General features: G+C 75.4%; 7 protein-coding genes. 2 read left to right on the top strand and 5 right to left on the bottom strand.

Going from position 1 to position 10,318, the window contains the following annotated elements:
• Positions 1-115: 115 nt before the first annotated feature.
• The gene (locus ACFV6D_RS03810; RefSeq protein WP_063351300.1) at positions 116-991 is read right to left on the bottom strand and encodes an A/G-specific adenine glycosylase; all 876 of its coding nucleotides are present in this window, start codon (positions 989-991) and stop codon (positions 116-118) included.
• Positions 992-1,257: 266 nt separating this feature from the next.
• On the opposite strand from ACFV6D_RS03810, the gene ACFV6D_RS03805 reads away from it, so the two are divergent.
• Entirely contained in the window at positions 1,258-2,139 is an 882-nt protein-coding gene (locus ACFV6D_RS03805) for a hypothetical protein (RefSeq protein ID WP_063348818.1), read from the top strand.
• Positions 2,140-2,338: 199 nt separating this feature from the next.
• Here the strand turns inward: ACFV6D_RS03805 and disA are convergent, their stop codons facing one another.
• Both disA and radA read right to left on the bottom strand, forming a co-directional pair.
• Positions 2,339-3,397 (bottom strand): DNA integrity scanning diadenylate cyclase DisA, encoded by a 1,059-nt coding sequence (gene disA, locus ACFV6D_RS03800; protein ID WP_063351299.1) that lies wholly within the window; start codon positions 3,395-3,397, stop codon positions 2,339-2,341.
• A gap of 201 nt (positions 3,398-3,598) precedes the next feature.
• Entirely contained in the window at positions 3,599-5,122 is a 1,524-nt protein-coding gene (gene radA, locus ACFV6D_RS03795; protein ID WP_380558212.1) for a DNA repair protein RadA, read from the bottom strand.
• Between the two features lie 172 nt (positions 5,123-5,294).
• Between radA and ACFV6D_RS03790 the strand changes: the two genes are divergently transcribed.
• Positions 5,295-7,184 (top strand): hypothetical protein, encoded by a 1,890-nt coding sequence (locus tag ACFV6D_RS03790; protein ID WP_380558210.1) that lies wholly within the window; start codon positions 5,295-5,297, stop codon positions 7,182-7,184.
• Between the two features lie 45 nt (positions 7,185-7,229).
• Here the strand turns inward: ACFV6D_RS03790 and ACFV6D_RS03785 are convergent, their stop codons facing one another.
• Together ACFV6D_RS03785 and ACFV6D_RS03780 are read right to left on the bottom strand one after the other, a co-directional pair.
• Positions 7,230-8,564, bottom strand: coding sequence for a DUF1254 domain-containing protein (locus tag ACFV6D_RS03785; RefSeq protein ID WP_380558207.1), 1,335 nt, complete (start codon positions 8,562-8,564; stop codon positions 7,230-7,232).
• A gap of 103 nt (positions 8,565-8,667) precedes the next feature.
• On the bottom strand, positions 8,668-10,017 hold the full coding sequence (locus tag ACFV6D_RS03780; RefSeq protein WP_380558204.1) for a DUF1254 domain-containing protein: 1,350 nt from the start codon (positions 10,015-10,017) through the stop codon (positions 8,668-8,670).
• Positions 10,018-10,318: the final 301 nt, after the last annotated feature.

Here is a 10,318-nt window from a genome sequence, read left to right as displayed (position 1 = left end):
GGGCGACCCTCGCGGCGGGCCCCCGCCCCCCCCCCCCGCGCCCCCCCGCCGGCGCCGCGGGCGAGCGCCCCCCCCCCCCCCCGTCTCGCGTTCGTGGCCGACTACTCGTGGCCGACTACTGGGGAAGTCGGTAGACGCCCTGCTCGACGGGCTCCACCAGGCCGTCCGCGACCAGGCCGTCCAGTGCCCGGGCCCGCTGCACCGCGTCCGGCCAGACCGCGTCCAGCCGGGCCTGCGGCACCGAGCCGTGCGACTCCCGCAGCACCGCGAGCAGCTTGCCGCGCACCTGCCGGTCCGTCCCCTCGTAGGTCTGGCCCCGCCGGGCCGGGCCCTCGTACGGCGGGCGGCCGGCCCGCTGCCAGGCGCAGTGGGCGAACAGCGGGCAGCCCCCGCACTCCGGGCCGCGCGCGGTGCAGACCAGCGCGCCCAGCTCCATCACGCCGACCGCCCAGGTGGCCGCGGTCTCGGCGTCGTCGGGCAGCAGCGCCGTCGCCGTGCGGCGCTCGGCGGCCGTGGTGGCCTGGGCCGGGTACTCGACGCCGGACACCGCGCGGGCGAACACCCGGCGGACGTTGGTGTCCAGCACCACGTGCCGCTGGCGGAAGGCGAAGGAGGCGACCGCGGCGGCCGTGTACTCCCCCACCCCGGGCAGCGAGAGCAGGGTGGCGTGGTCGTCCGGCACCTCGCCGCCGTGCTCCTCGGTGATCGCCACCGCGGCCGCGTGCAGCCGCAGCGCGCGGCGCGGGTAGCCGAGCCGGCCCCACATCCGGACCGCCTCGCCGGGCGCATCGGCCGCGAGGTCCGCCGGGGTGGGCCAGCGGGTCAGCCACGCCTCCCAGGCGGGCAGCACCCGCTTCACCGGGGTCTGCTGGAGCATGAACTCGCTCACCATGATCGCCCAGGGCGTCGCCTCGGGCGTCCGCCAGGGGAGGTCGCGCTTGTCGGCCTCGTACCAGTCGAGGACGGTCGCGTGCAGCAGCGGCAGCGGCATCGGCGGCCGGACGGCGTCCGGCGCGGCGCCTGCCGGGGGGACGGGGGCGGGGGTGACGGTGATGGCAGCCATGGCCCTTCGATCCTCCCATGTCGACGGGCGCGACCGAAGCGGAGAGAAGCGCTCCGGATACCCCCGTGGATCTCCCGGAAACTTACCGCTTCAGAGCTCCCTCGAACGGCGCAAATGGCGGATCATGTGAAGGAAGGGGCGACTGTGCGGTGTTGGTGCGTCAAGCGGCACACACAGTCTCGTAGAGTTTGGGCGTGCCCTCTCTGCGTCAACCCGTGGGACCGCTGCCGGCCTCGATCTACTGGCGTCGGCGCGTCGTCGTGCTCGTCGCCGTCGCGGCGGTCGCCGCCCTGATCGCCTGGCTGATGATCGATCAGGACGGGGGCGGTGACGGCGGCTCATCGAGCAAGGCCGCGCAGGCCGTTCCGTCCCAGAGCCAGACCCCAGCCCAGTCCATCACGCCCGGCGCGTCCCCGAGCGGCCCTGCGGCGCGCCCCGGCGGCGGCAGCGGCGGCAACGCGAGCGGCGGCCCGGTGGCCGGCTCCGGCGGCGGCGAGGTCAGCCTCAGCACCGGCGGCACCGGCGGCGGTGCCAACCCGGCTCCTGCCACCGGCGGGGGCACGGGTGGCGGTGCGGCGGCGGGCGGCGGTGCAGCCGGCAGTTCCGGCGGCGCGGGCGGCACGGGCGGCGGCGCCCCGGTGGTGAACACGCCCGAGGTGATGGCGCTTCCGGTCTGCGCCTCCTCGCAGGTCACCCTGGAGCTGGCCAGCGCGCAGAACTCGTACCAGCCCAAGGACAAGCCGCGGCTCTCGCTCACCGTGAAGAACGCCTCCGGCGCCAACTGCCGGGTGGACCTGGGCCGGGCGGCCTCCGCGATCACCGTGACCGCCAGCAACGGCGACCGGGTCTGGTCCTCGGGCGACTGCCCGTCCGACCGCGGCAGCAGCTGGGTGCAGATCCCGGCCAACAACGGCCTGACCGAGACGTTCACCTGGGACCGCAGCCGCAGCAAGCCGCAGTGCGCCACCGCCGACCCGGCGCCCCCCGCGGCGGGCACCTACCTGGTGGTCGCCGACCTCACCGGGCTCTCCGGCGGCCAGGTCTCGGCGCGCTCCTCGATCCGCCTGGACAGCTGAACCCCCCTCGACTCAACTCGAAGCCCCCGGCCGACGCGGCCGGGGGCTTCGGCGCCTCACGGGCCGGTCGGGGTGCGCCGGTCGGGGTGGCTCGACGAGGGGGGACTCGACGGGGTGACTCGGCGGGGTGCACGACGGCCCCCGGGGCGTTCCCCGGGGGCCGTGCGCGGCGGTGCGTCAGGTCGGACGTGGCGCCTGGTCAGACGTAGCGCTCCAGGATGGACGATTCGGCCAGCCGGGACAGGCCCTCGCGGACCGAGCGGGCCCGGGTCTCGCCGACGCCCTCGACCGTCTGCAGGTCGTCGATGCTGGCGGCGAGCAGCTTCTGCAAGCCGCCGAAGTGCTCGACCAGGCGCTCTATCACCGTGTTGGGCAGGCGCGGGATCTTCGCCAGCAGCCGGTAGCCGCGCGGCGAGACCGCGGAGTCCAGCGACTCCGGGGAGCCCGAGTAGCCGAGCGCCTTGGCGACCGTCTGAAGGTCCAGCAGCTCGGCGTGGGTGAGCGCCTCCAGGTCGGCCAGCACCTCGTTGACCGTCCGGCCCTTCTTGGCGGCCCGCTCCGGGAAGTAGTCCCGGGCGACCAGTTCGCGCTCCGGCTCCACGCCCGCGATCAGCTCGTCCAGCTGGAGCGAGAGCAGCCGGCCGTCGATACCGAGTTCCAGCACGTAGCCGGCGATCTCGGTGGCGATCAGCCGGACCATCTCCAGCCGCTGGGCGACGGCGGTGACGTCCCGGACCGTCACCAGGTCCTCGATCTCCAGCGCCGACAGCGTGCCGGCCACCTCGTCCAGGCGCAGCTTGTAGCGCTCCAGGGTGGCCAGCGCCTGGTTGGCGCGGGACAGGACGGTGGTGGAGTCCTCCAGCACCCGGCGGGTGCCGTTGACGTACATCGCGATCAGCCGCATCGAGTGCGAGACCGCCACCACCGGGAAGCCGGTCTGCCGGTTGACCCGCTCCGCGGTGCGGTGGCGGGTGCCGGTCTCGTCGGTGGGGATGGTGGAGTCCGGCATCAGGTGCACGCCGGCCCGGACGATCTTGGTGATGTCCTTGTCCAGCACCACCGCGCCGTCCAGCTTGCACAGCTCGCGCAGCCGGGTCGCGGTGAACTCGACGTCCAGGACGAAGCCGCCGGTGCAGATCGACTCGACCGTCTTGTCGAAACCGAGCACGATCAGGCCGCCGGTGTTGGCCCGGAGCACCCGCTCCAGGCCGTCGCGCAGCCCCGTGCCGGGTGCGATGGCACTGAGGGAGGCCCGCAGCAGGGCCTCCTCACGGGAGGCCTTGTCCGCCCCCCGGTCGCTGGCTGCCACGTGACTCCTCCGGTCGACCCCGTGCCGCGCGCCTCGCGCCGTGCGCCGGTCCGCGGTCTGTTGCTCTGTCGCTCAGTACCGCTCGGTACTGCCTTCTGGCCAATGAGACTGGGGAAAGTCTAACTGCGTGCGGCATCGACAGGGCTTGGGTCAGCGCAGTTCGTCGGAGTCGACCGGCTCCCAGCCCTCCATCAGCTCCTCCGGGTGCGCGACGACCCGGGCCGCGCGCGGGGCCGGCGGCGCCGACGGCGCCTCAGCACGCGCCTCAGCACGCGCCTCAGCGCGCGGCTTGGCGGCGGCCCGGCGACGGCCCGGGATGGCCCGCAGCGCCTCGCCGATGTCGGCCACCTCGACCACCTTCATGCCCGGCGGCACCTTGCCCGGATCCGGCGGGACGAGGGCGTGCGTGAAGCCCAGCCGGTGCGCCTCGGCGAGCCGCCGCTGCACCCCCGTCACCCGCCGTACCTCGCCCGCCAGACCGACCTCGCCGATCGCCACCAGGTTGCTGGGCAGCGGGGTGTCCGAGGAGGAGCTCGCCACCGCGAGCGCGATCGCGAGGTCGGCGGACGGCTCGCTCAGCTTCACCCCGCCCACCGTCGCGGTGTAGATGTCCTGCTTGCCGAGCTTCACCCCGCCGTGCCGCTCCACCACGGCCAGGATCATCGCGATCCGGGGCGACTCCAGGCCCGAGGTGGTGCGCCGCGGGGACGGGATCTGCGAATCCACCATCAGCGCCTGCACCTCCGCCACCAGCGGGCGCTTGCCCTCCAGGGTGACGGTGAGGCAGGTACCCGGGACGGGCTTGTCACGCCTGGTCAGGAAGAGGCCGGACGGATCGGCCAGGCCGACGATGCCCTCGTCGTGCAGCTCGAAGCAGCCCACCTCGTCGGTGGCGCCGTAGCGGTTCTTGATCCCGCGGATGAGCCGCAGCCGGGCGTGCCGGTCCCCCTCGAAGCTGAGCACCACGTCCACCAGGTGCTCCAGCAGGCGCGGGCCGGCGATCTGGCCGTCCTTGGTGACGTGGCCGACCAGCAGCGTCGCCATGCCGCGCTCCTTGGACACCCGGATCAACGCGCCCGCCACCTCGCGGACCTGGGCCGGACCGCCGGGGGCGCCGTCCAGCTCGGCGGAGGCGATGGTCTGCACCGAGTCCAGGATCAGCAGACCGGGGTTGACCGCGTCGATGTGCCCGAGCACCGCGCCGAGGTCGGACTCGGCGGCGAGGTAGAGGTGCTCGGAGAGCGCGTTGATCCGGTCGGCGCGCAGCCGGACCTGACCGGCCGACTCCTCGCCGGTGACGTAGAGCGTGCGGTGCCGGTCGGTGGCGGCCTTGGCCGCGACGTCCAGCAGCAGGGTGGACTTGCCGACGCCGGGCTCGCCGGCCAGCAGGACGACCGCGCCGGGGACCAGCCCGCCCCCGAGCACCCTGTCCAGCTCCGGCACGCCCGTCGAGCGGGCCGTCGCGACCTGGCCGTCCACCTGGCCGATCGGACGGGCCGGCGAGCTGACCGGGCCCGCGGCCGTCGTCCGGATCGGCACCGCGCCGTACTCCTCGACCGTGCCCCAGGCGTTGCACTCCGGGCAGCGGCCGACCCACTTGGGCAGCTGGTTGCCGCACTCGGTGCAGCGGTACGCCGGGCGCGGCTTGGCGGTGGTCTTGGTACGGGCAGCCATGCGGCCCACCGTAGCGCCTGGGTCCGACAACGCCCTGCTCCGCCGGAACCGGGCCCGAACTCCACCGGAACCGGGCCCAAACCCACACAGATGGGCGATGTTGTTACCCGAAAGAAGTACATACACGGCGAATGGCCGAGGTACGCCGCCCGCCGTCTCTACCGTCGGACGGGTGACAACGCGTACTGAAGGGCCGCCGGCCGCCGTGCTGGCGGCGTACGACCGGCAGGTGGACGGCCTGTTCACCTACTGTCTCTCGGTGCTGTGCGAGCACGACGCGGCCGCCGGCGCCCTGCGCGAGGCCCGCGAGCTGGCACGGCGGCACGGCGCCCGGCTGACCGAGCCCGGGCTGGTCCGGGCCTGGCTGTTCTCGCTGGCCCGGTACTGCTGCCTGCGGCGGCTCGCGGACGGCGCCGGGCGGGACGCCACGGCGGAGCCGACCGAGGCCGAGGCGGCCCGGCGGCGGCGCGAGCTGGCCTCGCTCGCCTGGCCGGAGGCGGCCGGCACCGACCCGGAGCAGCGCGAGGCGCTGGAGCTGTCCGTCCGGCACCGGCTGACCCCGCACGAGGTGGCGGCGGTGCTGGGCCTGCCGTTCGAGCGGACCCGCGCGCTGCTCGCCGCCGCCGAGGCGGAGGTGGCCCGGACCAGGGCGGCGCTGCTGGTGCTCGGGGTGGGCAGCTGCCCGGTGCTGGACCAGCTCGGCGGGGCCGGGGCGGAGTCCTGGCGGGACTGGGTGCTCGGCCCGGCGCTGCGCCGGGAGCTGGTGCAGCACGTGGTGGACTGCCCGACCTGCCGGGGGACGGCGGAGCGGGTGGCCGGCGAGGTGGCGGAGGGCTCGGCGGGGCTGTCCGGGCTGCCGTTGCTGGCGGCGCCCGCCCCCGCCCCGGTGCCCTCCCCGGCGCCCTCGGGCGAGGGAGGCGAGGGAAGCGAGGGAGCGGCGTACCTGCCGTCGGCGGCCGGGGCGGTGCGGCGGGCGGGGGCGGCGCCGGTGGCCGAGTCGGGGCTGCGGTTCGACCAGGGCGGCTTTCCCCGGCACCGGGCGCCGGACGCGGGCCGGGCGCTGGCGGTGCGTCGGCGGGTGGTGACCACCGGGGTGCTCGCGGCCGTCCTGGCGGCGCCGGTGGTCGCCCTGTGGGCTGGGCACCGGAGCAGCGGGGAGGGGACGGCGGCCGCGGTGTCCACGGTGCGGGTGGAGGAGGCCGGGCGGACGGGCGGGCAGCAGCCGTCGAAGCCGTGGCCGGCGGCGGGCACGACGGCGGGCACGGGGCTGCCGGGGGTGCCGGGGATGGAGTTGGCGGGTGCGGGGGCGGGGGGTGCAGAAACGTTGCCCCTCGGCTTTCCACGGCTGACCCTCCAGGGCCCGGCGGTCCCGGTACCGGCCCACGGGGCGACCCCGATCGGCAGTCCGACCCTGGTCGCCGCCCCCGCACCCGCCGTCGGCCAGGCACCCGCGCCCGGCGGCGGCCCGGGCGGCGCCGAACCGGCCCCGGCCGGGCTGCTCACCGTCGAGGCCGCCGAGTACGGCAGCCGGACCGTCCTCACCCTCACCGACTCCGGCACCACCGAGATCCATTGGCACGCCGTGACGGACGCCGGCTGGCTGCGGCTCAGCCGCGACTCCGGCACCCTCGCACCGGGCCAGCGGATCACCGTGACCGTCACCGTGGACGAGGACCTCGCGCCCACCGCGCACTGGACCGCCCGGATCGCGCTGCCGCCCTCGCAGGCGGTGGTCACCCTGGAGGGCGGACCGCACAACCGGGGCGGCTCGGCTTCCTCCCCCGCTGCTCCGGGGACGTCGGCATCGGCGTCGGCGTCGGCCACGACGGACCCGCAGCCGAGCAGTTCGCCGCAGCCGTCGGTGCCGGCCACGGCGGCTCCGTCCCCGTCGGGGTCGCCGTCGTCCTCCGCTCCCTCGTCGTCGCCGTCCTCCTCGGCGTCGTCCTCGTCTTCGCCTTCGCCTTCGTCGTCGGCATCGGCATCGGCATCGGCGTCCGCGCACCCGTCCTCGCCACCGCCCTCGGGCACCCCGACGGGCACCGCGACCCCGGCTCCGCACTGAGCGTCCGGTGTCCCCCTCGACGTCCGCGCCCGGTGGCGACGGCGGTCAGCTCCGGTCGATCGGCGGCACCCGGTAACTGCCGTCCAGCACGGCCGGCTTCGGCTGGTAGAGCCGGATGATCGGCCGGAACTCGCCGACCGGGGCGGGCAGCCAGTTGGCCGCCTCCACCTCGTCCTCGGGCTGCTCGTGCTGGAGCGTCAGGGTGAGCGAGCCGTCCGCGCCGTACACCAGGCCCGGGGTGCGGTCGCCGATCGTGTAGCGCTCGATCGGGTTGTCCACCAGGTAGTAGTCCGGCAGCGCGTACATCGTGACGGACCAGAACGCCTCGGCGGGCGGCGGCTGGTCGAACCGCAGCGTGTAGCGGTGCGCACCGCTGAGCGGGCGGCCGCCGGAGTCGTCGTAGGTCATCGCGAACGAGGCCTCGTAGGCGTGGTTGCCCCAGAGGCCGGCCCGGGCGGCGGCGGCCCGGCTGAGGTAGCCGGCGCGGCGGTCGGGGATGCGCCACTCGGGGTCGTCGAGGGTGCCGGGGCCCAGGTGGTCGATGTTGTAGTCGAACAGGTGGAGCGCCGAGCGCCACTCGCCGGGCGGGTGGTCCTCGGGCGGGCGGGTGGCGTCCTCGACCCGTTCGCGGCCGGCGGCCAGGCCCTTGGCCAGCGAGAGGGTCCAGTCCGCGGCGGCCGCGCGGTACGGCGAGGTGCCCTCGTCGAGCAGGCCGAGCGGGGCGAAGCGCTGCTGGTACTCGACGTCCGGACCGGCCGGTGGGAAGGCCTGCATCCAGACCCGAAGCCGTTCGAAGAAGGCCAGCCGCTCGGGCACCTCCGGATCGGGCTCGGGCAGTCCGGCGACCAGCCCGCCGGGCTCAAGCGGCTCCAGGGTGAGGGCCTTCTGGAGGGCCTTGACCCGGCGGAGGTCGTCCGGCCCGGTGCAGGCGAAGCGGCCGACGATGGTCGCCACCGTGGTCGGCGCCTCGATCACCCGGGCCGGGTCGGACGGGGTGCCGTGCCAGCCGGGCGGGACGATCAGCCAGGTCTGCTCGCCGGTGCCGGTGGCACGGCTGCCGACGTAGGCGACGTTGTCCGTCCACGCGCCGACGACCTGCAGCACGTAGTAGGCGCCCGCGGTGTCCGGGACGCGCAGCACCTGCGGGCCCTCGGAGAGGTCGAGCTGGGCGATCGAGTAGAGGGTGTCGTTGTTGACCGAGACGAAGTGGTCCTTGGGCCCGGCCAGCCGGGTGGCGTGGCTGAAGTGGTTGAACGACGCCGCCGGCAGGGTGCCCAGGCCGCCCCGGGAGAAGCGCTCGACCATGGTGAGGTCGGCGACGAGCGGGTAGCCGTAGACGTAGGCGTCGGCGGCCAGGGCCTCCAGCTCGGGGTGGTTCATCGGGGTGTCCTTCGTCCGGTCGGCGCGGTCTCTGCGGTGCGGATCTCTGCGGTGCCGATTTCTGCGGTGCGGGTCAGCTCGGGTCAGCTCGGGCCAGCTCGGGTCAGCTCGGGTCGAGCGGCGGGAGGTGCCAGCGGCCGTCGAGGACGGACCGGTCCGGGCCGTGGAGCCGGACGACGACCGTGAACGGGCCGTCCGGGGCGGGCAGCCAGTTGGCGGAGTGCTGGGCGTCGGCGGGCCGCTTGTGCCGGAGGTGGAGGGTGAGCCCGCCGTCCGGGTCGCGGACCAGGCCGGGGGTGCGGTCGCCGATCGCGTAGCGGTCCAGGGTGTTGTCGACCAGCAGGCGGTCCGGGAGCGCGTACATGGTGGCGGACCAGAAGTACCGGGCCGGCGGCAGGTCGTCCGGGCCGAAGCGGACGGCGTAGTCGCTGTCGCTGGCGTTCGGCGGCCGGTTGCCCGCGCTGTCCGCCGCCCAACCGCCGCACCATACTTCCTCGGTGGGCAGCCCGTAGCGGCCGAGCCTGGCGCCGAGGGCCTGGCGGAGGAAGTCCCCGCCGATCCGCTCACGGGTGCCGAAGAGTGCGGCCGGCGTGGTGGGTTCGGATTCGGCGGCGGCGCGCTCCAGCCGTGCGCGGCCGTCCGCGATACCGCGCTCGATCTCGGCCCGGACCTCGATCGGCAGCGTGGCGGGCTCGAACTCGCCGCGCCCGTCGACGCCGAGGTCGGTGAGGCGGCCGCGCAGGTCGACCTCGGCGGGCGGCAGCTCGACGGGCCCGCGGAGCGGGAAGAAGCCGAGCAGGAAGTCGAGGAAGCTGAGGAACTCGACGGTGTCCAGCACCTCCTCGCGCCAGACCGGCCAGACCGGCTCCGGCGCGGGGGCGGGCGCCGGGGTGCCGGCGTACTCGTGCAACGGGCGCAGCCGGTACTGCTGCTGGACGGTCTTCAGTTCGGCGATGTCCGCGGGGGTGTCGCCGGTGAGGTGGGTGCGCCCGAGGATGCCGACCAGGCGGGTGGCGGTGCGGAGCACGCCCCGGATGCCGGGCGGGGGCTCGCCCTGCCAGTCGGGGCCGGCCACCAGGTAGTCGCCGGCCTCCTGGCCGGTGCTCCGGGCGCCGACGAACCCGGCGTACACGGTGTCGAGTTCGTGCAGCGGGAGGACGTAGTAGCGGTCCGCGGCCGGGACGGACACCACCCACGGTTCGGCGCGCAGGTCGAGCCAGGCCCAGGAGTGCGGGGTGTCGTTGTCGGGGGAGGCGACGTCGGTGTCGGCCGGGGTGAACGGCTGCGAGCGGTGACGGAAGACGCCGAAGCCGCCGACGTACCCGGGGTCCGCGTCGTCCAGTGCCTGCGCGTACAGGGTGCGGTAGTTCTGCAGGATCGGGTAGGCACGGATCCAGGCCTCGGCGGCGGTCGCGCGGATCGTGGCCGGGTCCACGAGTGCCGGGTTGGCCATGCTCGTCGCTCTCCCCAGTGCACGGAAGGCCGGCGGCGCAGGCGCGCACCGGAATTCGGGACATACGAGTACATAGGGGATGCTATGCGGGGTGGGGCGGGTCAGCATGTCGGGTGGCCCGATGCTTCCCGGGCGCCCGTCGGCCACCGGCCACCGGCTACCGGCGCTGACACGGGTACGGGTGTGGGTGCGGGCGCCGGGCCCGGGGGGGGGGGGGGGGGGGCGCGCCCCCGCGCGCCCCGCCCCCAGCGACTCGGAGGGGCGGCGCCCGCAGAGCGCGACCGGGGCGCCGCCGAGACCC

The organism is Kitasatospora sp. NPDC059812 (assembly GCF_042732075.1).
Lineage (GTDB): Bacteria > Actinomycetota > Actinomycetes > Streptomycetales > Streptomycetaceae > Kitasatospora.
This window is presented reverse-complemented; position numbering and strand designations above follow the sequence as displayed.